Here is a 25,221-nt window from a genome sequence, read left to right as displayed (position 1 = left end):
AGCTACAGAGCTACAGAGCTACAGAGCTACAGAGCTACAGAGCTACAGAGCTACAGAGCTACAGAGCTACAGAGCTACAGAGCTACAGAGCTACAAGGATATTCTTAAAGGGAAATTAAGCAAGTAAAAGAATATATTATTGAATTATATAATTGTTCGTATAATGTATATTATGTTAAATCCGATACACCTAACAATAACTTCATCTTTTTCATTCCTTCACCACTATTCAATAACTTAAGTAATTTCTATTTTACTTAAAGAATATGATATGTTGACCTTAAGAATACTTTATAAACTTTATTATGTTTGCTCTAAAGCCAATTCATTTAGAAAAGAAAGTCTCAAACGAAAACCAAATTATTCTGTTATTTGATATGGATACAACTTTTCCATGTTTGTACCCTATGCTGTACACCATGAAATTTCTCAGATTTCAAAGTGTCTCTACGCAGCATGCTGATTTGATAGCATTAAAATTTTGGTACGATTTTTGGTTTGAAAAGTTTACTACTTCCTTTTGTGAGTCTTTCTATTCATCATCCTACAACTTTGAAATTATTCAAAGTGAAATTGATAACTTCATTATCTATTTAGAAAACAACAAAAAAATTGAAAGTAATCTTATAAGATTAAGAAATGCAGAACATGCTAACTACACTACAATTGGCCATAGACTTAGATCCTTCTTAAAGTTTTACAGTTTTTTGATTGATGAGTATCTAACTATCCAATCTCAGCCACAACTTTCACCGAAGGAAATCCAAAAAATTAAAGAAAACTTAAATAAATATATGACTATAAAGAAAAAAATTATAAACAACTTCTCAAAGTCTAATAAAACAATTAAAAGTGAAATCAATTATTCTTTCAAAAGTATGACTGATGAGATGATTAAAGGATTGTATTTAATTATCTCACCGAGCAATTCTACTAAATACAATACTTTAAACCCATTTAAGTCAAAAAATGTACAACTCAGAAACTTTCTGATCATACATCTCATGCTTAACTATGGTCTTAGAATTGGTGAGCTTATGCTATTAACAACCAATTCTATTAAAAAATCAATTCAGAATCATAACTTTAGTTTAATTATTACAAATACAGATGATGAATTCGATAATCGATCAAAAAAGCCAAAAATCAAGAATGAATACTCATACCGAGTAATTAAATTACAGGAACGAGACTATAGAATTCTTCAAATTTATATAAATGAAATACGAAAAGAAATTCCTTCACAAATCTTGTTTACTTCCTTAAAGCCTCCCTACTCTGCTTTAAGTTATGCCAGTGTTAAAAAGATATTTGATCAAGTAGATTTGTCATTAAAAGCGTTGCTACCTGAATGTTTTGATACTTCAGCTTATGACTCAATAGAACGTCTAACCCCACACGTATGTAGACATTCTTGGGCTTATATGATGTTAAGCTTTTCTTTTGAGAAGTATAAGAAAGAAAATATTAGTTACTCCGATCTCAAACAAAGTGTAAATGATGCTCTGCTAAAAGCACAGGGTGATCTAAGAGCCTTAGGTGGCTGGTCACCTACAAGTACAATGCCCATATATTATGGTAAACGCTTTATTGTAGAACGTGCTAATTTTATGAACTTGGCTCGCATCATAGATTCCAGTATAAATTATGATTGATAAAAATATGCCTCAACTTAGTCTAAATTTTGAAAAAATAGATAAAAAGCCTAATGAGTTCATAGTCTTTTTTGATAATGACCTTAACGTAATAGAATCATTACAACTCCCTGAAATCATTAAATTTCAAAGGGCCGATAAATTTGATAGTAAATTTATTCAGAGTTCTTCTGATCTTTGGAGCTTTAATTATTCAGGAAAAAGAGTTCAGCTAAATTTTTCTAATTTCAGTAAATTTGAGAAAAAACTAGCTAAATTTTTTCTTGCTAATTACATTCAGGTCAACACACCCTCATCACTTGAAGCTAAATTGCAGGCTTTTAGTCATGCCATAAGAATATTGAAAGCCAATAAGCAAAAACTTGATTATCATAATTTAAAATCGATATTGGGCAATTTGGCAAAAGATGAAAGGTCACCTTACTATTACCACTTGAAATTTCTAGTTAAATTATTATTTTTAGAAAATTTTTCACATTTTGATATTGATCAAGAATACGAATTAGAATTTCTTGAACGTCCTACAGCTTTCAACTCAAAATTGTATTATCAACAATATGAAGATCCTATTGATTACCCAACTATTACCATGATTCAACAAGGTCTTAGCCAATTGAATCATCAATTAAAGCAAGATTCTTTAGAAGTCACTAATCAAACCTTAATCAACTCTTCAATATTAGGTCTAATCTATGTATCAGGACTTAGACCTGTCCAATTGGCTAAGTTGTCGGTAGAAGATATAAAAGTAGACACTACACGTACTACCGATAATTTCCATCGCTATAGCGTACTAATTCCCTATGCAAAGCAAGCAAGATATGTGCATGAGAAAATAGCTGTAAAACTGCCAGAAGAAGTCGCTGAAATTATTCTTTCATATATCGAAAGGTTTAACTTGCATCCGGATGAAAAATTATTCGATATGGGGGAAAATGCAGCTCGTTTCTGCTCAACGGCTATTAACACTCAATTATTTGCTTTTTCGCCAGAATCATATCGAGATGCTGTTTTAGCTGGAGAAATGATTAGACAAAAATATTCCTTTTCAGACTTTAGACATCATGTTGGTTATAGCCTAGCTATGGCTGGTTCTTCCGCTGAAGAAATAGCATATATTTTAGGTCATTCATCAGTTGTGGCTGCAAGACATTATATTTTCTCTACACCACAATTAGCACAAATTAGAGCCCAAGCCTTGGGTAGAAATTCTCTTTATAAGCAGATGATCGCTATGTTACTCACAGGGCGTTTAGTTTATAAGCAGGAATGGAAACAGAAAAAAGTAATGGGCAACATTGGGCATAAAATTCATTATGACATAGGTGGTTGTTCTTACAATGACAAATGCTTATTTCAACCTGTCCGTAATTGCTATGGGTGTATATATTTTCATCCTTTCATTGATGCTGATCACAGCAATGTTTTAGAAAGTATTCAATGTGAAATTAATGATCTGATTAGGCTGTCTGATGGTATAGGTGTTTCTAGAAATCCATTGATTAGAGTCCATGAATCTACAAAATTTGAAATAGAATCAGTAATAAATCGTTGCCACATGCATAAGGATGGTATTCATGAATCTTGAAAAATACCATGTATTTATAAATGAACAGCGAGAATTTTTTGAGAATAATATCCAACCAACTTTCAAATTAAGATGGGATGATTCAGCTTGGTATGGGGGAACTATCGGCTCAGGTTGGTTGCTTTCTAGAAGTGGTAGAGTCCACTTTTTATTTAATTCAATCAAAAAGTTAAAGGGAGTTAAGAGCCTTTTTGTAGATCCTACATATCAAGAGTTCATGAAAGCAGTAATGGTTCTGAGTTATAGAAAATCAAACTCAAAAGCCTCACCACAAAAATTATATGCAGAAATTCTAGTTCTTAAACGCTGGTATAACTCTTTATATAATGAGAATCCCAATACATGCCACCCTTGTACGCTATCCACTTCCACTCTGAACCAGTCTTTTGAAATTTTGAAGGAAAACGCCAGTAAAACTAACTTACCTGACCATGCAGGCACATACTTAAGATTACAAGAACTCTTGAATCATTATTGTTTTACTGAGAAAAACTTAGAGTTTTCTCAAAAATATCTATATATCAATAGGCAGAATAGAACACCAAATGCAAAACGTACAAAAGCATTAATTGACCAACTTGACCTGGATGAAGATGATCTCAATACAGATAAACTAATTTCTATTCGGACGTTCATTAATATCATTTCATTGATTAGTTTATGTCAAACCAATGGCGAAAAGATTGTTCTCAATCTATTGTTATTACTTATTATTACAGGACTCCGTTCTACCGAAGCCATACTTCTAAAGACAGATGCGCTAATCAAACAACCTATCTTAGACCCTGTCACCAAAGAGCATCTAAGTATTGATGGTGTTAAACAATATACACTAGGTATCCAATATCATGGCGCCAAAGGTGCTGGATTTAGAATACATTGGGTAGAACCATTAGCAGCGAACCTAGTTGAGACAATTTTTGCCTCAGTCCTAGAACTTACAAAAGAGTTTAGAGAACGCATCTTATATCTCAGATCAAAAGACTGTAAGGACTTTCTACCGGAATCAATTGATAGAATTTCGGAAGATTTTATAGAGATTGATGATTTGATAGATACAGTCTTTGCAGTTAAGGATAATTACAGAGGACATGCTGGTCGTCGTGAGGTTGTAATCAAGACACTCAGTAAAGTACCTATCTATAAAGAAATAACAATTGGATCAAAAGTTAAAAAATATTATTTAAAAAAAGATTTAGACACTTTTATAAGATCTTTCGCTAATTATGATTCAGATCAACCTCTTAATCATGTTTTTAATTATGAAGGTAAAATCGAGAACATACCTTACGAAGATATACTTTTCATCCATGAATATAGATCTGCAACACTTCAACGCGCTTTTTATAACAAAACCAATATCATTCCATTAAGTGCTAATATCATTAATAGTTTTTTGGGAAGTAGCAACAATGTTTCTGCTTTCCAAAAGTACAGTTTACTAGAAAATGAGACTGAGCATTCAAAGCTTACTAGCCACATTCCAAGGCACAATATCAACACTTTTCTTGCTCTCAGTGGCTTAGCTGAACATCTACAAGCAATGCTCATGGGTCGTGTTGATATTAAACAGAATCAGCACTACCAACACTTAGCTTTAAAGCAACATCGAGTAGCAGCTAGTATTCTTGAAAAGCATGAATTGGTTGTTTCTGAGTTCCCTACAGAACAAGAGCCTGTGAAGTATCCAATTGATTCTGTAAAAAATGATGGATTAATGTATTTTTCAACCCAACTAGATTTAGAAAGTAATCTAAAGATGAACCTACAATCTTTTGATTCAAAGAATGAAGTTGCGAGTTACATTAAAAAATCATTCTTTGATGAATACTTTGAAGACATCACTCAATCGTTCAATGAATTAACGAAGAATAATGAAAAAGATGCAGATGAGTTAGTGCAGCGTCATGCAAATTTACACCCCTTACCTTTTGGCGGCTGTATGCGTGAAATAGCAGTCCATGATTGCCCTAAACGTCTTGCATGCCAGTCAGGTGATCAATGTGGAAACTTTGCCTTAACAGGTCGTAAAGGTGAATTAGAAACCCTTCAACATACTTTGAATAAACTATTGAATCAATTTCAACATATAGAAAAAATCCTAGCCCATGATTTTTCTTATGGAGAAATGCTGGAAAATTTACATCAAAAGATTCTTTATTTAAGTGATTTAAAAGCTAAAGCACTTGATAGACAAAAGAATTTAACGCCTATCCCTGTTTTTCCTTATGAAAATACGATTAGTAAATTGCCAACTACATTGAGTGAACTGTTCGCCATTGAACAACAAAAAATTGAGTCTAAGGAAGCATGATATGTTACGTGGTAAACAATTAGATGAAGTCATCGAACAAGAATTGCAAATGATGTTGGTTGAAGGTTTTGAAAAATCTCCTATTTCGCACAAAGCACTTCATACCCGTCTAGCAGCTAAGGGCTATATATCCGGTGGGCTAAGTACTTTGAGTTCTGCTGAACGGAAGAAGCTAATATCTCTATATGTATCAGAGCAAATTTCTCCACTACATCTAAAAACCAAAGAGCAGCAACTTTATGTGAATAAAAAGACAAGACAGGCACTTACGGATACCAATAAAAATCTACGCACACAAATTGATGATTTGGAGTCACAACTTCACCAGAATACAGAAACACTTATAGATATTATAGAAGAGGTAAAGTTAAGAACTAACTTGAAAATAGATCATCTACTAGCTCCCCACCTTCTTAAAAAGTATCTTTCACGTGAATAGCATTCCTTAAATATTGTATAAATTTTCACTCTAAAGATAATTGATCAACTGAAATATTTTCATTGTATATAGTTTCTGGAGATAAATTAAAAAGTTCATCAAATAACATTTCAATGGTTAAAACTGGAGCCTTATGAAAGCGAGGTTTAGAATAGTCAGCCTCCCCTTTCTCTATAAAATCTAAATATTTATTTATATTGTAAAGTAGAGTATTTTGTGTGTGTTTATTCCCTGTACTCCGTAGTTCATGAAATGAAACAGTTGCACTCACAGCACTATAAGCGGTAAAAGAAAATCTTTTTGCTGTCGATTGTATCGTTTCTATTCGTTCAATAGTATTCTGATTGAGTTCAAAATCATCTACCCAATTGTCTGTGATTTTATCTAAATAAAACTCATAAGTACTATAAAAATATCCTATGTTAATAATTTTCCATACTGACAAAATAGAATCTTTAATATCTCTTCTATTTATTATCTCTTCTTTAATCAAAGATAAGGAAATTTCCTTACTATCAATGATACCATCAATATTCAAATGAAACCTATTATTGTTTATTAATTTATTAAAATCATACAATTCATCATCATCAATATTATTGAAATCCTTCAAAGATATTTTTAAGTAATGAGTTAATATTAATTTTTTTAGAATCCGATAAACAATTTCTTTAGATGGAAAAATATACTTAAATCTATTTTCATTTAATAGGACTCCCCAATCCTCTCCACTATTCAATATAACACATGCGAGGAAAATAAGATTATCTGTATTTATACTCTCTAGATTAATTTTTTTTATATTTTGTGGATGTAAAGGATGATCTAATCTCTCTCGTTCCTTCAGGTATTTTTTCTCACCAGCCTCAAAAATTTCCAAAAACTCTTGACTATTTCCTATTGGTTTACCATCGACTTGAGATTTAAAATAAAAAAAATCATCCCACGCTGAAACTCTAATTGCAGCTCTCAAGGTGTTTGTATAGAGTGCTTTATTATAAGAATATGTATGAGCTAAATTAGCAGATCCCATAAAATTATTAGCATACTCTATAGCTTTGGAATCATCTTTTGATAAATTAAAGTAGGATAGAAAGAACCAAATTGTTTGAGTTACTTTATCTTTATGAATATTATTAAAAACAAACTGTGTAAATACTTCCAAAACTTTTAATTTTGATTTAATAATATCATGAAAATATTCATAAAAATATATCAAAATTTCTTGATCTACGATATCACCATCATACATTTTTTTAAGAGCATTAATATACGGTTCTATTTTTTTATTGGAATCAACACCTAATAAATAATAAATAAACTTAAAATAAGGGTGAGCTTCATTTAACTCAACACCTTCAAGCCGATCAAATATCAAACCTGAATTGTCTTTTTTTTCAAAAAAAACAGTGGAACAATTAATTGCATTTAATAGAGAAACAGGAATATATTCATCTTTCTTGAATAGCAACCTAATTGAATTCTCACGTTGCAGACTATAATCTTTATCTACAAATGCTAAAATAGTGTTAGCAAATAAAAATTCAGAAGATTGATTGCAATCATCATCCGTATTAGTAATATCCTTAATTTGTAGACACATGTCAATAAGTGAGTTTGTGCAAAGAATTTTATTTTCATAGAAGAAATAGTTAGCTTTAAAAGGCATAACCACTTCTCTTTTAATTAAAAATTTATCAATTTCACATATATTAAGCATATACAATATCTCTAATAAATTAATTAGATACAAATATTTTCATATCCACATCATGACTAGATGTTTGGCTGAACCAAGTGTCTAGTAACTGATATGCTTGAACTGTTTCAGAATTAGCTGTACTTGGACTATTAAGTTGAGACATAAAATGCTTATGTGAAAAAGCATTGCCGATTACTAACCATATTTCTTTACGTACTAATGGATCTTGTCTACGCTTGTCAATTGTTTCGATTACATCATCTAAGGAATGGGTAAGATCAAATGTTTTATTGAACAATCGAATACGACTATTAAGGCAAATTTTATGCTTATTACCGCTTGGTGCAGGCCATGCTCCACGAATATTTGTAATATTGCCGTATCTTGAAGGGCTACTATTCAATAAGAAGTGTAGATTTTTTAGAGCTTGACCACCAACTAAACAAAGAGCACCAGCTGAAGATTGTGGAGATATTGAACTATCTCCACATTTGACATGAACGAAGATAACCTTATCTTTTGAAGATAAAATAAAATCTGCTGGTTCAGTCCCCATATCTGTACATAACATTAGATCTATATTCGGTAGATATTGAAAAAATTGACCTAAACTATTTAGACTAACATGTGGATTTCTAACATTGGACATTTGATCTATTAAATAGAAAATTGACTTATTTCCAAAGGAATTAATTGATAAATTATCCTCATCTTTTTCCGTCATATCTTTAGCTAACAAACAATCTAATGGAATTATGTTGTTTATGATATTATGATTTAGTTGGCTTCTTTCGACAGGAAGTTTGTGTTTGTAAAATGAGCCGTATAAAAAAGTTGTTCCATCTTTAAATAATAATTTCACAGTTTTGTTATTAAAAATTTCATTAATATTTATTTCAATACCATCAATAAAGAAAGCTATATCACCAACACCATGTGCTATTAGCCCCTTTTTTTCATCAAAAGTAAATGTTATAAGACCATTTAAATTATTAGTAGGTAAATAAACATTATATTTATCATTAGAAATAAAATAAAAATTAAAAAAAGAAATTCCTTTTGTATATTTTTTATAGATAAAAGTATTATCTATTTGCTGTATACAATTATTATAGTGCACTTCTATGGTGCCTATAATTTCTGAAAAATCCAATATACAAGATATAGGTTCTTCTTCAGGTGCTTCATCTATAGCTTGCGCAAAAGAGTTTAGAAAACGACTTTTGGTTGGTTGGTTTTTCATAAAAGCTATGTTTATTTGATCCAGCCACTCAATAAATCTTTCATAAGTAAATTTACTCTTTTTTTGATCACATATTCGTCCAGACCCGACACCCAAATAATAAGAAGAGGTAACCTTATCGCTTTCATTAATATTTGATACTACTGCAGTTGTAACTGCATATGCCGAATTAGCTTGAGAATGATTAATTGCCTCTAGATCAGAGCTTTTAAGTAATATACCTTCAGGCCGATTTTGGCTAAGTTGAAGTGCTCTTGTATTAGCTTGTTTTGTTCTAGTCTTCTCTGTTTCAGCTATTACACTAAATAATTTTTCTAAATCAATAGTTCTACCAATTTTTAGATCATCTCTGTGATTGAACTTTCTACCTCTGCTATCAAAAATAGAAATAATGTCTCCTATTTCTTTTATTATCATAATTTCTAAAGATGGTTCAAAAAACAAGCTATCTTTAAGAAATTTAGAATTATTAAAACAAACAGATGTAATAACACCTGATTCAACATCATACTTAGTTAAAGCACCTTCCCTACTAAACTCCCAATAAAGCTTATCAATGCAATCATTCAAACTAAAATTGTTCAATTTATAATAAAAACAGACTGATGCAAGAGGAATTTCTAAAGAAGTAAGAGGATCAAAATCCTTAAAATTAAATTTTTTCCGATAACAAGAATCAAAATAACTATGTTCAGGAAAAACTTCGAGATAATTATCTACCAAAAGAGCAGTATCTAATGTATTTAAAAAACGTTTTGCTGATTCTGCATTGGAAATATAATCATCAAATTCAAGATAATTTTTCCATAAATGATTATTGCTTTCAGTGGATATTTCTAAAACTGTTGGCTGATAATTTTGATATATTCTTACTACTCTGCCAACAGTTTGTACAAGCTCTTTTCCACTACCAACAGGATAAGTCAAAATTAAAACTTTAGCTTCAGGTATATCAATCCCCTCATCCAATTTCCGTTGGTGAATTAGAACTTCATAACCTAGTTCAGCAAGGTCTGCTGGTACATAACTAAACGTATTATCAATATCTTTATCTTTGAATTGCTCGTGAATTGCAACCGTCTTAAAAGATTGATTAAATTTTAAGAAATATTTTTCAATATCACTAAATTCCTTACATTTAATAATGCAGACAGCATCGGGCTGTAATTCTTTAATAGTATTTAATTTATTATAAATTTGAGAAAAATCAGTATCTTCATTAATATTCTCATTGGATTGAGATATAGAAATAGTCTCAAATTTAGGTGAAACAATTACTTGATTATCTATCGCCTGTTTATAGGTGTAAATATAGCTATGTTCAGCATCTATATCAAAGCTAAATAGGTCATTTCGATATGGTGTTGCTGTAATTATTACTTTTTTTGCTTTTAATGCTCTGATTGCAGTTCCCCATTTAGGGGATGGTTCTGCATGCCCTTCATCAATTAGTATGAGGTTAAATGTAGTTTCTAGGGCTGCTAACTCGTCTTCATTTAAACTTATAATTTTTTGAAAGGTGGTACAATAAATTCCATTCTCTTCAACTTCATTGATTTGGTTAAAAATCTTTTTAGTGAGAAATTGCTTATGATTTTCTTCTTCAAATAATATTTTTTCAAAAAATTTACCTTTCAATTGCTTATACAATTGATCACATACAGCCCTTCTATGAGTAACAACTAAAATTTTTTCAAAAGTACTAAAATGGCCAACTGTACAAATAACACCACTTTTTCCGGCCCCTGTCGGAAGACTAATAAGACAAGATTTCTCTGAGTCTGATTGCAAATACAGTTTTATTGTATCTATGCTGATTCGTTGACATGCTCTAAGCTTTTCATTTATCAAATGGTTAATTTCTGTAATCATAATTTTTTAAGTAGCTGTTTTATTATATTTTTATCATAAAATTATGTTTACGTATAGTATACAATACATGCTTCTTTACTAAAGTAATAAGTTATATTTATGAATATTATTAACACAAATCTTAAAAAATTAGATAAATTGTTGAAATTTAAAAACTTAGAATTATAAACTAATTTTTTAGGTAAACATAAGTAAAATAGAATATCTAAAACTGTAGCCTAAACAACGCTGTTGGTGCTACAGCTTAGTACCGGACTAGAGTCCACCATTAGATAGCGTGGATTCTTTTTTATTAAGACTTTAGAACTTTTTATCTATCATTACGGACTTCCCATTTAAAAAGGATATCATTTTCAAAAATTTCAATAAGTTCTATGAGAACATAAAATGTTGAGTTTTTTGGTTTAACAATGGCAATCATACCCTTTCGCATTCTCGCAACGTGGCTTTCGAATCTAAAAACCATAGGATCAGTAATATCACTAAAAGCTCTAGCGCCAGAGGCATATCTTACACCGCCATTATCGTCACTTAGAAGATCTACACAACCTGAGCGAAATTGCAAAGTATTCCACCGAATATTAATTGTTCTAGTATCTTGTTCGCTAAACTGAACCTTAAGCTCAATTCCACTACCAACAACAGGTATTCTTCTTTTTCCGCAGCCAATAATTTTTCCAATATCTCCAAATTCAAAAGTCTCTTCTTCTACTGCCTGCCTGAGTCTTCTATTGAAAAAACTAACATTTATATTGTTTTCCAATAACTTTCTAAAACCTTGCGAATATATCGTACCATTTGGATCTAACACCCCTATCACAACTTCTTTTACACCAGAATTTATTAATAAATCAGCACAGGACTCTATTTGTTGTTCATCATGCAATGCAACACAAGGTTCTAAGGTTGTATAAACTGTAGCTCCTTGTATGTCCTCTGACTGTAATTTTCTTAGAGCGACTCTTTCAGCATGAACATTGCTAGTCTCTCCTCGATAACCTGTGGCTAATAAAATACCATCTTTTGAAACCACAACTCCCACTCTAGGAAACTGTTTACATTTAAGGTGCTCTTCTATTGCTAATCTCATAAAATCTGATCTTGAATATTTTTTTTGCATAGCAACCTTAATGTATCAATAAAAGTCATTGTGTCGCATAACTTCATTTTATGTTAAATAGAATATCTAAGACTGTAGCCTACACAACACTGTTTGTTGCCACAGCTCAGCAACCTGAATCTCTACGATCATAATTCACGTTGCTGAGTATTCCAAGTAACATGATATAAGTTATGCAGAAATCAGATCGCTACTCGAAAGGCTTATGCAATCATGGCTTTGATGCATAAGCCTTGTGATGCTGACCTATTTCAACTCGCTCAGGTTATAATGATGGTCTCCCAAAATATGGTTGATCTATTATGAACACCTCCAATGACCCTTTACATGGCAAAAAACTTGCTGACATTTTGGATGAGTTATTGGATTACTACGGTGGCTTTGAGGGCTTAAGTCGTAAAATTGAAATTAGATGTTTTTGTATAGATCCAAGTGTTAAATCATCATTGCGATTCTTACGTACCACACCATGGGCACGTGAAAAAGTAGAAAACTTATATTTGTATGTCTTACGCCAAAAAGCCAAACAGAAATCGTAGCCATCAAAACCCTAGCCTCAGCATTTTAATTAGTGGTGGACTGCCACCACTCTCCTAGACAAATTTAGTCTATTCTTAAGACCTTTTTAGTAGGAAAATATGTATTCATAGCTAGGTTCATGAACTAAATATTTTATAAGTTATAATTTTAATGCCCTAAGTAATTAAATTTATTGTTTATTAAACATAAATTTAATTGTGAATTAGATTCTAGGTGAACATAAGTTAAATAAGATATTTGGAAACCTACCATATATAAGGCTTCACTCTCTATGTTGCTGCTACGCTGTTTTATTCTTTACTGCACTGAATTCTGAGCTTACTCACAACTGTATCTGTTGCTCAAGCAACTTACCAAGCTGTGACACTGTTAACCATTTAAATTGGGTTAACCCTATTTCTAATCTTAACCAGAATAATTCTCTAGGAAGCTTTCTCTAAAATTGTCATTAATTCTTAATTTACCCTAGTGAGCTATGCCACTCACTATCTTTATGAGTTGCCATAAAAAACCCACTTTCGTGGGCTTTTCTGTTTAATGTAAAGGAATTTTATCTACTATACTTTGCTGCGCTCCTAGCTCAGAACGTACAACCTGTAATTCAAATCCTTGTCTATCCAGCACAGCTCTAGCGCTTTTATCGGTTAATGAAAAGAATATACTGACCAAAAATGCTAATGGCATTGAAAATAATGCAGGATTATCAAATGGAAATATGGCTTTTTCATGCCCTAATACTCCAACCCAAACTGTCGGAGATAAAACTACGAAAATAATTGCAGAAATAATCCCTGTAAAACCACCATATATAGCTCCTCGAGTGGTCAAATCTTTCCAATACATAGAAAGAATAAGTACAGGAAAGTTAGCTGAAGCAGCAATACCGAACGTGAGACCCATTAAGAAAGCAATATTCATTTTTTCAAATAAGATTCCACATGCTATTGCGATCACACCTAAAACTACGACAGAAAGACGAGATACAATCATTTCTTGTTTTTCAGTTGCTTTGCCTTTCTTAATGACTTTTTGAAATAAATCATGAGAAATTGCTGAAGCTCCAGCCAATGCCAAACCAGCAACAACCGCCAAGATTGTTGCAAATGCTACAGCAGATAAAAAGCCAAGTAATAAATTTCCACCAAGCGCCTTTGCTAGATGCATCGCAACCATATTACTACCACCAATGAGGTCACCACCTAATTGTCCATCTACAAAATAGTGTGGATTAGTGCCTACTATAGCGATTGAAGCCAAACCTAAAATACAGACTACAATAAAGAAATATCCAATATAGCCAGAAGCGTAAAATACTGAACGGCGTGCTTCAGCAGCATTTGGTACTGTAAAAAAGCGCATAAGAATATGTGGTAAACCTGCTAAACCAAAAATTAAACCGATAGACATAGATAACGTATTAATTGGGTTTGATAGCATTGGTCCTGGTTCTAAGACTTTTTGTCCAAGTTTATGTGCATTAACGGCTGACGTAGCCATATTATTTAGACTGAAACCAAATGCTTTAAATGCCAGAAATACTAAAACTGTTCCACCAAAGAGTAAAAGAATTGCTTTAACAATCTGTATCCACGTTGTAGCAAGCATTCCTCCAAAAATGACATATACCAGCATTAAACAGCCAACAAGAATGACAGCAATTTTATAATCTAATCCAAACAGTAATTTAATAAGCTGGCCTGCTCCCACCATTTGCAAAATTAAGTAGCAACACACCACGATGAGCGAGCCACAAGTTGCTAAAATACGCGTTCTTTGCGGATCTAGTCTGTACGAGACAATATCGGCAAAAGTATATTTTCCAAGGTTTCTCAGTCTCTCAGCCATCAAGAAAGTTAAAATGGGCCAGCAAACAAAAAAGCCAGTCACATAGATAAAGCCATCATAACCTTTGAAGAAAACCATACTTGAAATACCAAGTAAGGTTGATGCCGACATGTAGTCTCCAGCAATTGCCAGACCATTTTGTTTAGCAGAAATTGCATTACCAGCCGTATAAAAATCTTCTTTTGATACGGTTTTCTTGGCAGCTTTAAAGGTAATAAGCAATGAAATACCAACTACGCATGCAAACATGATGATTGCAGTCCAGTTTCTTGGCTCACTTGGAGCCGCCCAAGCACCCGAGCTAAGTAAAGCGAGCATGGTAAAAGCTATATATTTATTCATAACGGTATTCCTTTCTTAATTTTTCTTTTTGTTTGTCAAAATATTGATTTGTAATGAAGATATATAAGCCGGTTATTAGCCAGCTTGATACAATAACAATTGCAGCGATAGGCAAACCAACTGTGACCTTGCTTGCTTCTAATGGCATTGCAAGCAACTCAGGTCGAAATGTGGCTGTTCCCATAAAAATAAAATAAATGCTAAGTACGATTAAACTTAAAAAAACAGCGAATCGGTTTCTTTGCTTCACCATCTTTTTAAATTTAGTATCTAAGACGATGTTTGCTTCCTGAGAATACTTCATATAAAAAATCCTTTTTTATGTAGATCATTATTTACATTCAGCAAAAGCACTATTGATGAAATAGTCGTGATACCGTTCTCTCAATATCTTTTTACTGATTTTTCCAGTCGGTGTATGAGGTATTTCTTCTACTAATATCGTTGCCGAAGGAATGGCCCATTTATGTAATTTAGAGGATAGGAAAACTACAATTTCCTCATGTTCAATAATTTGTTGTGGAGATTTTGGCACTAATATTAAAAGTGGGCGTTCACCCCATTTTGGATGATTGGCAGCAATAACAGCGGCTTCAGCAACTTTTTCATACCCCATTGCTGCATTTTCGACTTCAACACTACTTACCCACTCTCCTCCTGACTTAATCATATCTTTGGCACGGTCTGTAATATGCATATATCCATATTCATCTATGCACGCGATATCTCCTGTATCAAACCATGTATTATTTTCATCTAAGGTTTTAGGCTGATTAATATATTGCTCAGCAATCGTATGTCCTCTTACTTCTAAAATGCCTTCATGAACACCATCGTGAGGAAGTAGTTTATGATTCTCATCACGTAATCTCATTTGAAGGCCAAAGATAGGTTTACCGCACTTAATCGATTGAGTTTCAATATTGTTTTTGATTTGATCTAATCGATTACAAGTTCCCATTGAACTGGTTTCAGTCATTCCCCAAGCATTTTCAACAGCAACGCCATATTGGCTCAAGGACTCAATTAGCGAATATGGTGCAGCGGAGCCACCAGAAATCGCACGTTTTAAACTGACTGATGAAATATGGTGATCTTCAAGATAATTTTTAAAAGAATTCCAGATGGTAGGAACAGCCATAGAAATATCGACGTGCTCTGATTGGATCAAATTGAAAATTTTCTCAGTCTGACCGGCAAATGAATGAGGCCAAACAATTTTTGCCCCAGATAAAACGGCGTTAAATGGCATTCCCCATGCACTAATATGATAAAGAGGCACCAATGGCATAATACAGCTGTCATGCGTTAAGCCAATCGCATTTGGCATAGCGAGTATTAACGCATGTAATACCGTACTACGATGTGAATAAAGAACACCCTTGGGATCACCTGTTGTACCAGATGTATAGCAAAGTCCACTTGCACGTTGTTCCGGAATATCTGGCCAATCATATTCAGGCTGTTCTGAAGCAATGATCTCTTCATAAAACATAAAATCAAATTTTGCTTGTAGATCTCTATTAGGATCGCCTAGCACGATAAAATGCTTTATGACTGGCTTTATATTTTCATAAATAGAATCAAGCAATGCTAAACAATCAGGCTCAATAATAAGTACTTCATCTTGAGCAGAATTGATAATTTGAATTAATTGTTCAGCTGCCAATTTAGGATTAATTGTATGATAAATTCTTCCCGTACATGGGATGGCATAATGTAATTCAAAGTGCTGATATGAGTTCCATGCCATTGTTCCGACTTTAGCATCAGGACTTACACCTAATCGATTTAATACATTGGCAAACTGAGCAACTCGCCCGAAAGCATCTTTATATGTATATCGATGCTTAGTGACCCCATCTGCCTTTAAGGATACAATTTCTTGATCTGCATAAACTGTCAAAGCATGCTGCATTATTGAAGTAATATTTAAATTACAATGCATCATTAATCCATTCGTCATTCTTATTTCCTCACACAATTTAGCAACTGATTCAGATGCTTATATGAGTCAATGCAACTATGGTGCCAAATATTTTTATTATTATTTTCAAAAACTTATTACAAGTTATTATTTTTCTTTTTTGAAAAAATTTCAATTTTGAAATTAATTATTTATTAACTTCATTCTACGCCACAATGTAGTCCGGCTAATTCCAAGTTTTTGTGCAGCAAGGTCTAAATCGCCATCTACTTCGGCAAGTATTTGTTCAATTAGACTCAATTCCTGATTTACCTTTACTTCTTTTAATAAAGGTTGTGCAGTTTGATTTATTTGCGGCTGAAATAGCTCTGGTAATTGTTGCTTTAAAAATTCTGGAGTTAAAATTTCCTGATCAAGCTGTAACAGCACATTGATTCTTTCAACAATATTTTCAAGTTCACGGATATTGCCCGGCCAAGAATAGTATAAAAAAGCCTTCTGTAAAATATTTGGCAAATCATCTAATGATTTTCTATATTTCTCTAGAAAGGAATTTGCTAAATACAAGATATCTTCTTTTCGTTCTTTTAAAGACGGCGTATACACTCTTAAAATATTTAAACGATAGTAGAGATCTGCCCGAAAGGTTCCATTTCGTACTAACTCTTCTAAGTTCGCATGAGTTGCAGCAATCACACGTATATCTAAATGATGACTCACCACTGAGCCTAAGCGGTTAATTTGTCTTTCTTGTAAGACTCGTAAAAATCTAGTTTGTAGATGTAATGGCATATCTCCAATTTCATCTAAAAAAAGCGTACCCGTATGAGCCGCTTCAATGAGGCCAATACGCCCATTTTTCTTCGCTCCAGTAAAGGCACCTTCTTCATAACCAAATAACTCGCTTTCTAACAAGCTTTCTGGAAAAGATGCACAGTTGATTGCAACAAATGGTGCTTTATAACGACTGCTATGGTTATGAATACTTTGTGCTAAAACCTCTTTACCTGTACCACTTTCACCTGTAATGAGAATGGTACTATCAGTTTTTGCATATGCTTTTGATAACTTAATGATTTGTTGAAAATTGGGATTTTGCGTCAAGATCTGGTCAAAGGTATATCTTGTATTAAAATTCTTTGATGAAACCTTTCTAAACTGACTATTAGACTGCTCTAATGCGTTTAGTTCCTGCACTCTTAAGATATAGCCATCTATGTAGTCATTTTTTAATTTGGAAATATATACAGCAAGTTTTAAATTTTTAAATTGAACGAGTTGATGACTGTTTTCTTGGTCGATATCAAAGTTTAATCCTTCAAAAATTTCTAAAGCAGATTTGTTCAAAACATCTGAAGGATCTTTTTCGAGTAAAGCACTCATGGAGTTATTAATTAAAGAAATCTTTTTTTGTTTTGTGATAAAACAAATGCCTTCATTTAAATGGTTAAAGATCTCGGTTAAACGCAAAGTTGAATACTGTTCTCTGCGAATCTTTTCAAGGGTACGTAAGGCATTTTGCAGCAAGTCTTTTAAAGATGGCACACTAATGGCTAAGTGCCCGACTAGATTTTCATTCAGTGCCAGCTCTACTGCAACAGGCGAACCAATAATGGCGTCAAAGCCTTGCTTCTTAATTAAATGAATGGTTTTCTTGGCATCTAAATATGAGTCATAGTTAAATTGTTGTATGTCTAAAGCAAAAATATCCGAATAATTTTCAAGATCGACAGTAGACGTATTCCCAACCAAAGCGATGCGCTTATATTGTTTTAAATTTGATATAGCCTGAATAACATCAAAAGTTCCGGTTCGAATAACCTGTATATCAATATTTAATTTCTTTTGTAGAAAACTTGCTGTGGCTCCCGTACAAAGAAGAATCTGACAGCCATTTTCTACTAAGGTTTGAGCAACATCTTGTACATCAGAAATATGGCATTCCACCAAATCAATTTCATCAGAATCTACTTCTTTTATAGCTTGCTCAACCAAAGAACGAAAACCATTAATATTAGGTTTTTTAATATAGGTGACCAAAATATTAATTGGTTTTCGATTTAGCATTTTTTACTCCATTAAAAAACGTTTTATATAGGGGCAGAACTATGACCGCCGTCGACTTTAATTTCGATGCCTGTGATGCCTTGACCAGCTTGCGAAGCAAGTAATAGTAAAGGCCCATTTAAATCATCAAATTCTACAAACTTCCTTGTAGGAATCTTTTTTAAAAGCTGTTGCCCTGCCTCACTGGTTAAATATTCTTCATTAATTTCAGTAATCATATAACCTGGAGCGATGGCATTTACATTTATACCAAACCTAGCTAACTCTACTGCCATTACTTCTGTTAAATGGCGTAATCCAGCTTTTGACGCACAGTACGGGCTAACACCAAGATTTGTAGACTGAGATAAAATTGACGTAATGTTGATGATTGATCCTTGTTGTCCAACCTTAATCATATGCTGCACAACTTCTTGTGTACATTGCCAAGGGGCTTTGAGGTTAGTATCTACAATCTTATCCCAGTCTTCATCGTTATAATCTAAGAAACGCTTGGTATCACTCACACCAGCATTATTAATTAACACATCTATTGTGATTCCTTCTGCTTCTAGATTATTAAGCATATCTTTTACAGCTAAACGGTCATTTATATCTAATGAAAAAGTATGAACTTGTACGCCATATTCATTTTTGATATAGCTCTCTAACTCTTTCAATCGTTCTAGCCGTCTGGCACAAATGACAATATGAGCGCCTTCCTTAGCAAACAATTCAGCCATATGATGACCCAAACCACTCGAAGCACCCGTAATTAAAATATATTTATCTTTTACATCAAAAATATTCATTCTCTTATCCCTGCTTTATTATGCCTGCTTCCCTAATAGCTTTTTAGCAATGCTCATGCGATGAACTTCATTTGCTCCATCATAGATTCTGAAACCGCGTGCATCTTTAAAAATCTTGCAGACTACTGATTCATCCGTCATGGCCTGTCCACCTAAAATCTGAACTGACCGATCCACCACACGCCATATACCTTCAGAGCTGATCACTTTAACTAGGCTCGACTCATAATTTCCTTTCTCGCCCAAATCTAAAACCTGTGCACAATAATGAACGGCTAATCGAGTCGTTAAAATATCCATTTCATTGTCAGCAAGCATAAAACCAACGCCTTGGTGGTCTCCTAATCTCTTGCCAAAAGATTGCCGTTCTCGTGCATATTGAGTAGCAATATCATGTGCTCTCTTGGCTTGTCCTAACCATCTCATGCAATGGGTTAAACGAGCTGGGGCGAGGCGAACTTGAGCATATTTAAAGCCTTTACCAATTTCACCCAAGACATTTTCTTTAGGTATTCGTAAGTTCTCAAAGCGTAAAATGCCATGTCCTCCCGAAAAACATGAATCCATAGCATTCATACTTTTTTCCAATATAAATCCTTCAACATCCGTATCTGTTAAAAACATAGAAGCAGTGCCGTCTTCCATCTTTGCCATAATAATAGCGACACTTGCTCCTTCTGCTCCTGTAATTAACCATTTACGCCCATTAATAACGTAATCATCGCCATCAGCAATTGCGGTTGTTTGAAGCATAGATGGATCTGAGCCAGCACCCGGTGCAGGTTCCGTCATAGCAAAGCAAGATCTAATTTCTCCAGCTACCAGTTTTCTTAACCATCTTTCTTTTTGTACATCATTTGCAACAGCATCTAATAGATGAATATTTCCTTCATCAGGCGCATGAATATTTAAAGCAATAGGACCTAAAGCAGAATAACCCGCTTCTTCGAAAGCCACAGCCTTTTGTAAGTGCGACCATCCAAGTCCGCCCATTTCCTGACTTGCATGAGGGGTAAGTAGTCCCCAACGGCGTGCACGACTCACTAATTCACTGCGCAAAGCTTCACTAGGCCCATGGCTATCTTGACGAGGATCATTTTCTAATGGGATCACCTCTTGTTGGATAAATTCTCTTACTTTCTTTTGTAATTCTAATAATTCATTAGATAGCGTAATCATGAGCTGAGCTCCTTTAATTTAAAACCTTGGGTCGCGATATAAGTTTCATACACATCATCCATAGCGCTATTAAATAGGTCATTTTTAATCAGATTATATGCAGTGAAGTTCTGGAGTTTGATTCGTTTACTTATGACAATTTGATTTTCAATCTTTAAATCAAGAATATTTAAACAGCCATAATCCTGCTCCTGCGAATAGACATCTTTGCAGTCATGCCCATATACCCAATTAATGAGTATTCTGTTCACAATATCGTGCGAAGAAATCAGAATATTCTGGTCTTTGTTCGCCGTTAAAATTAACTTTTCAAACCATGCCAATACACGATTAATAAAGAGAGACCAGCTTTCACCTTGTACAAACAATTCAAGATTGTTTTTATAGAATTGATAGGCCTTTTTGATTTCCAGTTCAGCGCGATCAGAAGAAATTTCCCTTAAACGCCCTGCTTTAATTTCTCGAATATCATCAAATGACATAATGTCTTTAGGCTCGTTTTGATAGCTATTCAAAATCTCTGCGGTTTGTATTGAACGAGGCATAGTAGACGAATAAATTTTTTCAAAATTAATATCGCGTAATTGATGCGCTAAACCTTGTATTTGTTCTATTCCACGTTGAGATAACTGTGCAAACTTAGGATTAATCGGGTTCTTATCTGCATCAAAATATGAAACGTGCCCATGCCGAACTAAATAAATACGTAGCCGATACTTATCCATGATGAGCCACCTTGGGTTCAGTAATTTTTAGATCTTCAGAATTAAGAGCTTTTAATATTTCAAATGTACGCTCAGATTGTTTACCCTCACGTATATCGGCAATAAACAATTGAATAGCCTCATCAACATCTTTGATCGGAAAAGAAAAATAATCTTGCAAAATTCCTGAGTTATGTAATGAACAAGTTTCCTTTTGCAAAATATAAGCCTGCAAAATTTCAAAGCTTCGCATCAGCATTAACAAGTTATATTTCTGACTGTCCGATTGCGGTAAAAGCTCATTCTTGATCACGGCTTGACTCGCTTTGATCAGGTCAATCATTTTTTGCTCTTTCATTCTTTTTCTCCCAATATTTCCAAGATATTCTTTTCAAGGCGGGGAACTAAAAATTCCGTTAGGGCTAGTTCAAGTGATGGAGTAGTCATTTCATTGTTTCGGTCAGACTGTTGCAAGGCAATAATTGCCCATCGAACATGAGACAGCAAATGCCAGAACTTCATTTCAAATTCAGGAATATAAATATCGGAAATTTCCGCATAGGCTTTGGCAAAGTCCTTATATGAACCTATTCCCCCTGCTATATTTTCATCTTGACCAAAACGCCAGCATTTAGAGGTAAACCAACCTATGTCTTCTCTACGGTCGCCCCACTGAGTAAACTCCCAATCTAAAATTCCAGAAATCTGATCATCATTAATCATGATGTTGCCTATGCGGTAATCACCATGGACTAACACCAGATCATCTACTTTTGGAATATTGTTGAACATCCATTGAATGGCATACTCAAGAATTGGACGATGTCTTTTCAAGCTATCTAGCTGCTCTATAAAACTTTTAAGTTTTTTCTCTAGATATTGATCTTTATTCGGTTTAGGAAGTAATTTTTCTAATATTTCATCTGATTGAATGGCATGTATTAAAGCCAGTTGTTTACCAATTTCTTGAGTAATTTTTTTTCGTTTTTCTTCTTCAGCAATTCGAACTAATTTATGGCCTTCTGTTACACCATCAATTTTTTTCATAATGAAGAAATCACTATTTAAAAAGTTAGGTGATTTTTCAAAATAAAGCGGCTGTGGCACTTTAATTCCAAAATGATATAGGCGATCTAAAAGTAAATACTCTTGTTCCCGATCTGAACTGGCTTCTACGCTCGACTCAGCATTTTTTCGCAGAACTAAAGCAAAATCTTGAGTTTGAACGAGCCAATTTTCTTGAATAGCCCCACCACTCATCTTTTTTAACTGAATCTCATGAGGAATTAACCCCAAATTTTCCTGCAACAGGCCGCTCAATTGCAGTATATGGTTAGCATTCATTATTCACTCCTTGTAACTATATGCATTGGAGCAAATTGCATGCCACTATTTTTGTATTAAAATTCAAACATTTAAAAAACAAAAATCATTTCAAATATGAAATTAATTTCATATTTGAAATGATAAATAAAAAGAAATTTATAAAACTCTATCCCACTAAATAGTTATTCATAACTCTTCTAAAAGCGATATCCAAACTTTAACGCATATGCAATTGCACGATTATTTTTAAACTCAGCTTGCTCTGAAAATTCTTTAATACCTTCGATTGGTAAATAGTAGCCACCACCTTCAGCTTTAGTATCTCCTAACCAGAAATATTTTACGCCAGCAGCAATAAAATAATTAGGCGATGGATTAAATTGAGCACCAAGTCCAAAAGACCAGTATCCTTTCACTGGTCCAAGCGTTGAAGCTGGACTACCCGAGCCAGAATCCCAGCCAATATCAGATGCAATACTCCAACGGTCAGTTAACTGATGTCCCAACCCAAGCGTTACACTATATTGATCTTTTTGGTAAGAATCCAAATCAATACCTTGTTTATATGCCCCTTCCGTTAATGCATCCATATACATTGCTGTAAGAGCATCGTATTGCGCCGGACGAATATTAAATTTTTTCCAATTCACCCATCTAAGGCTCATATAAGCAAGCGTCTTTTCAGCAATACCTGTTTGAAAATCTATATTTACTGATTGAGGTGTTTCGACTTTTGTCTTTGCAGGCGCAGTGTATTGTAGTGGCTCACCAAATATATTTTCATCTACCTGAAAATCATATTTAATTTTTGAACGGTAAGTTATAGCGGCTTTAAGCGCAATTTCCGGAATTTGATAACTTCCTCCTAATAGCCAACCTAGCTCTCCCTTCTCTTTAAATTTAGCATTGTATCCATTAAAAGCTTCGGTATATGCCATTCCCCTGAAAGAGACATCACCTTCTACCGTTTGATAGACAGGTCCACCATACACTTGAAAGTTTTTAATAGGTGAATAACCTAAAATAAAACTTAAATTTTGGCTTTTTACATTTACAGATGTACCTTCATGGCTGGCATCATCAGAATAACTATTATTAGGAAGAAGTGGATAAGCTGTTTTTGCAGCAAAAGGCTGATCGTAAAGTAACCCAAAGCTGAATTGGTCTGTGAGTTGTAGCTTTAAGGCGGCAGTATAAAATTGATTATCTTGCCCAATATTTCCTGTATCTCGGCTTTGATTAGGTTTACCAAGATCTGGACGATCATGAACTACGCCAGAAACAGAAGGATCAACAGCGAAGGCATTTGCTTCTGCATAATTACCAGCTTCTAAAAAAGGTAAGATCGATTGGCCCGACTGTTCAAGTGCAGAAGCCTGACTATAACTACTAAAAACAACACCAATTACGCTCAATATAATTGGGCCAGATTTCAACTGAAGTCTGCTGCTTAAGAAATATTTCTTTGGATTAGTTACAAAAGTATCTTTCACTCTTTTTAAGTGTGATCTTAAGTCAGCACAATCCTTGCTTAGAGATTTTTCCATTATTCATCCTTAAATTATAATTTTTGTTAAATCGCTAAGTACCTAGCAATTTATTTGTTCACTAAAGTTATGTGCAGTAATCATAGTGAACAAAATACAAGCTATAAAATTAATGACACAATGTCAATGACTCTGTGTAATTAATAGGAAAATCTGTTATCTTTGTTTATAATGTTCAATATAATCAGCTAATAAGTAAAATATTTTTAAATCTAAAATCGATTAAACGTATAGGTGGAATTCTTATTTGTTCACGTAAAGTGTCGAAGTCCAAATATTTCGAAGTACGCGGATAACGACTTCAGGTTCTACAGGAGATGAGCGCCCGAATGCTTCTGAAAGATAACGCTCTTCCAACCAGATCAGTGCTTTCGCTGTTTCGTCGACATCTAAATTTTGTTTAATATTTCCTGCTTGCTGTTCTGCTCTTATATGTTGAGCAGCGGCCTTGATAAAGTCTTGAATTATAGTTCGATAGACGCTATCAACACGTTCATCTCCACTTGCTGCTTCAACAAAGGCCCTTAATAAACGACCATGTTTTATATAGACATTTATAGAGTCGACTAAGGCACGCTCTAGATCGTCTTGAAGATTATTTCCTGCCAACCACCGTTCTGTGATATTGAACAATTCTCTAGCGATATTCTCAACAAGACGAAGCGTAAGATCGTGTTTATCACGGAAATGGACATAAAAAGCCGGACGTTTTAAACCTGTACGTCGCATGACCTCATCAATATTGAGGTCACGAAAATGATGTTCATTTAAAAACTGTTCAGCAGCTTCTAATATTTCTCGCTCAGATTCTTTTGGATCATGTTTAGGTCTACGGCGAGAGGTTGTCATATTGTCCTATTTCCTTTTAGCATGGCGTCATTGTAGGTATTAAAAAATCTTTCGACAAGTCTTTATCCCCTCTTATCACATATGCTAATGACGTAATACAAGAAGAAACCACTTAATTAAAAATAAAATATAATTTATAAAAATCATAATCTTAAATTAAAAATATCATCC

General features: G+C 33.6%; 19 protein-coding genes. 5 read left to right on the top strand and 14 right to left on the bottom strand.

Annotated features, from left to right (window positions below):
* The first annotated feature begins 305 nt into the window (after positions 1-305).
* From F931_RS08760 to F931_RS08745, 4 genes are read left to right on the top strand one after another with little or no spacing between them, the layout of a single operon-like run.
* Entirely contained in the window at positions 306-1,655 is a 1,350-nt protein-coding gene (locus F931_RS08760; protein WP_016141027.1) for a site-specific integrase, read from the top strand.
* On the top strand, positions 1,648-3,243 hold the full coding sequence (locus tag F931_RS08755) for a site-specific integrase (protein ID WP_016141026.1): 1,596 nt from the start codon (positions 1,648-1,650) through the stop codon (positions 3,241-3,243). The genes F931_RS08760 and F931_RS08755 overlap by 8 nt, the downstream gene beginning before the upstream one ends.
* Positions 3,233-5,557, top strand: coding sequence for a hypothetical protein (locus F931_RS08750; protein ID WP_016141025.1), 2,325 nt, complete (start codon positions 3,233-3,235; stop codon positions 5,555-5,557). The genes F931_RS08755 and F931_RS08750 overlap by 11 nt, the downstream gene beginning before the upstream one ends.
* Before the next feature lies 1 nt (position 5,558).
* A complete protein-coding gene (locus F931_RS08745; protein WP_016141024.1) occupies positions 5,559-5,996 on the top strand; it encodes a hypothetical protein in 438 nt (145 codons plus the stop codon).
* 25 nt (positions 5,997-6,021) lie between these two features.
* Here F931_RS08745 and F931_RS08740 read toward each other — a convergent pair whose 3' ends face one another.
* The 3 genes from F931_RS08740 to F931_RS08730 all read right to left on the bottom strand — a co-directional run bounded on the left by F931_RS08740 (position 6,022) and on the right by F931_RS08730 (position 11,933).
* On the bottom strand, positions 6,022-7,665 hold the full coding sequence (locus F931_RS08740) for a hypothetical protein (RefSeq protein ID WP_155237653.1): 1,644 nt from the start codon (positions 7,663-7,665) through the stop codon (positions 6,022-6,024).
* 70 nt (positions 7,666-7,735) lie between these two features.
* Complete coding sequence (locus F931_RS08735; protein ID WP_016141022.1) at positions 7,736-10,813, bottom strand: DEAD/DEAH box helicase; 3,078 nt, start codon at positions 10,811-10,813, stop codon at positions 7,736-7,738.
* Between the two features lie 310 nt (positions 10,814-11,123).
* The gene (locus F931_RS08730) at positions 11,124-11,933 is read right to left on the bottom strand and encodes a deaminase (protein WP_016141021.1); all 810 of its coding nucleotides are present in this window, start codon (positions 11,931-11,933) and stop codon (positions 11,124-11,126) included.
* Between the two features lie 302 nt (positions 11,934-12,235).
* Between F931_RS08730 and F931_RS08725 the strand changes: the two genes are divergently transcribed.
* A complete protein-coding gene (locus F931_RS08725; protein ID WP_016141020.1) occupies positions 12,236-12,472 on the top strand; it encodes a VF530 family protein in 237 nt (78 codons plus the stop codon).
* A 535-nt stretch (positions 12,473-13,007) separates the two neighbouring features.
* On the opposite strand, the gene actP is transcribed toward F931_RS08725, so the two are convergent.
* The 11 genes from actP to F931_RS08670 form a co-directional block, all read right to left on the bottom strand.
* Positions 13,008-14,660 (bottom strand): cation/acetate symporter ActP, encoded by a 1,653-nt coding sequence (actP, locus tag F931_RS08720; RefSeq protein ID WP_016141019.1) that lies wholly within the window; start codon positions 14,658-14,660, stop codon positions 13,008-13,010.
* On the bottom strand, positions 14,653-14,964 hold the full coding sequence (locus tag F931_RS08715) for a DUF485 domain-containing protein (RefSeq protein ID WP_016141018.1): 312 nt from the start codon (positions 14,962-14,964) through the stop codon (positions 14,653-14,655). Before F931_RS08715 ends, actP begins: the two co-directional genes overlap by 8 nt.
* Positions 14,965-14,991: 27 nt before the next feature.
* The gene (locus tag F931_RS08710; protein WP_016141017.1) at positions 14,992-16,626 is read right to left on the bottom strand and encodes a long-chain-fatty-acid--CoA ligase; all 1,635 of its coding nucleotides are present in this window, start codon (positions 16,624-16,626) and stop codon (positions 14,992-14,994) included.
* 144 nt (positions 16,627-16,770) lie between these two features.
* The gene (locus F931_RS08705; protein WP_016141016.1) at positions 16,771-18,654 is read right to left on the bottom strand and encodes a sigma 54-interacting transcriptional regulator; all 1,884 of its coding nucleotides are present in this window, start codon (positions 18,652-18,654) and stop codon (positions 16,771-16,773) included.
* Between the two features lie 23 nt (positions 18,655-18,677).
* Complete coding sequence (locus F931_RS08700) at positions 18,678-19,445, bottom strand: SDR family NAD(P)-dependent oxidoreductase (protein WP_016141015.1); 768 nt, start codon at positions 19,443-19,445, stop codon at positions 18,678-18,680.
* Between the two features lie 18 nt (positions 19,446-19,463).
* Positions 19,464-20,624 carry an acyl-CoA dehydrogenase family protein gene (locus F931_RS08695; RefSeq protein ID WP_016141014.1) on the bottom strand — a complete coding sequence of 387 codons (1,161 nt, stop codon included), beginning with the start codon at positions 20,622-20,624 and terminating at the stop codon, positions 19,464-19,466.
* Positions 20,621-21,349, bottom strand: a complete 729-nt coding sequence (locus F931_RS08690) for a histidine phosphatase family protein (protein WP_016141013.1) — start codon at positions 21,347-21,349, stop codon at positions 20,621-20,623. The genes F931_RS08695 and F931_RS08690 overlap by 4 nt, the downstream gene beginning before the upstream one ends.
* On the bottom strand, positions 21,342-21,686 hold the full coding sequence (locus F931_RS08685; RefSeq protein ID WP_016141012.1) for a hypothetical protein: 345 nt from the start codon (positions 21,684-21,686) through the stop codon (positions 21,342-21,344). Before F931_RS08685 ends, F931_RS08690 begins: the two co-directional genes overlap by 8 nt.
* On the bottom strand, positions 21,683-22,672 hold the full coding sequence (locus F931_RS08680) for a phosphotransferase family protein (RefSeq protein WP_016141011.1): 990 nt from the start codon (positions 22,670-22,672) through the stop codon (positions 21,683-21,685). Before F931_RS08680 ends, F931_RS08685 begins: the two co-directional genes overlap by 4 nt.
* A 179-nt stretch (positions 22,673-22,851) precedes the next feature.
* On the bottom strand, positions 22,852-24,201 hold the full coding sequence (locus tag F931_RS08675) for an OmpP1/FadL family transporter (protein ID WP_016141010.1): 1,350 nt from the start codon (positions 24,199-24,201) through the stop codon (positions 22,852-22,854).
* Positions 24,202-24,444: 243 nt separating this feature from the next.
* Entirely contained in the window at positions 24,445-25,050 is a 606-nt protein-coding gene (locus F931_RS08670) for a TetR/AcrR family transcriptional regulator (RefSeq protein ID WP_016141009.1), read from the bottom strand.
* Between the last annotated feature and the right edge of the window lie 171 nt (positions 25,051-25,221).

The organism is Acinetobacter pittii ANC 4050, assembly GCF_000399685.1.
GTDB lineage: Bacteria > Pseudomonadota > Gammaproteobacteria > Pseudomonadales > Moraxellaceae > Acinetobacter > Acinetobacter pittii_E.
Note: the sequence above shows the minus strand (reverse complement) of the source record. Positions and strands in the feature narration are given on the sequence as shown.

Excerpts from the sequence above, each read along its gene's own strand:
- F931_RS08760 (WP_016141027.1), top strand. The coding sequence starts at position 306 with ATGTTTGCTCTAAAGCCAATTCATTTAGAAAAGAAAGTCTCAAACGAA.
- F931_RS08755 (WP_016141026.1), top strand. The coding sequence starts at position 1,648 with ATGATTGATAAAAATATGCCTCAACTTAGTCTAAATTTTGAAAAAATA.
- F931_RS08750 (WP_016141025.1), top strand. The coding sequence starts at position 3,233 with ATGAATCTTGAAAAATACCATGTATTTATAAATGAACAGCGAGAATTT.
- F931_RS08745 (WP_016141024.1), top strand. The coding sequence starts at position 5,559 with ATGTTACGTGGTAAACAATTAGATGAAGTCATCGAACAAGAATTGCAA.
- F931_RS08740 (WP_155237653.1), bottom strand. The coding sequence starts at position 7,665 with ATGCCTTTTAAAGCTAACTATTTCTTCTATGAAAATAAAATTCTTTGC.
- F931_RS08735 (WP_016141022.1), bottom strand. The coding sequence starts at position 10,813 with ATGATTACAGAAATTAACCATTTGATAAATGAAAAGCTTAGAGCATGT.
- F931_RS08730 (WP_016141021.1), bottom strand. The coding sequence starts at position 11,933 with ATGCAAAAAAAATATTCAAGATCAGATTTTATGAGATTAGCAATAGAA.
- F931_RS08725 (WP_016141020.1), top strand. The coding sequence starts at position 12,236 with ATGAACACCTCCAATGACCCTTTACATGGCAAAAAACTTGCTGACATT.
- actP (WP_016141019.1), bottom strand. The coding sequence starts at position 14,660 with ATGAATAAATATATAGCTTTTACCATGCTCGCTTTACTTAGCTCGGGT.
- F931_RS08715 (WP_016141018.1), bottom strand. The coding sequence starts at position 14,964 with ATGAAGTATTCTCAGGAAGCAAACATCGTCTTAGATACTAAATTTAAA.
- F931_RS08710 (WP_016141017.1), bottom strand. The coding sequence starts at position 16,626 with ATGACGAATGGATTAATGATGCATTGTAATTTAAATATTACTTCAATA.
- F931_RS08705 (WP_016141016.1), bottom strand. The coding sequence starts at position 18,654 with ATGCTAAATCGAAAACCAATTAATATTTTGGTCACCTATATTAAAAAA.
- F931_RS08700 (WP_016141015.1), bottom strand. The coding sequence starts at position 19,445 with ATGAATATTTTTGATGTAAAAGATAAATATATTTTAATTACGGGTGCT.
- F931_RS08695 (WP_016141014.1), bottom strand. The coding sequence starts at position 20,624 with ATGATTACGCTATCTAATGAATTATTAGAATTACAAAAGAAAGTAAGA.
- F931_RS08690 (WP_016141013.1), bottom strand. The coding sequence starts at position 21,349 with ATGGATAAGTATCGGCTACGTATTTATTTAGTTCGGCATGGGCACGTT.
- F931_RS08685 (WP_016141012.1), bottom strand. The coding sequence starts at position 21,686 with ATGAAAGAGCAAAAAATGATTGACCTGATCAAAGCGAGTCAAGCCGTG.
- F931_RS08680 (WP_016141011.1), bottom strand. The coding sequence starts at position 22,672 with ATGAATGCTAACCATATACTGCAATTGAGCGGCCTGTTGCAGGAAAAT.
- F931_RS08675 (WP_016141010.1), bottom strand. The coding sequence starts at position 24,201 with ATGGAAAAATCTCTAAGCAAGGATTGTGCTGACTTAAGATCACACTTA.
- F931_RS08670 (WP_016141009.1), bottom strand. The coding sequence starts at position 25,050 with ATGACAACCTCTCGCCGTAGACCTAAACATGATCCAAAAGAATCTGAG.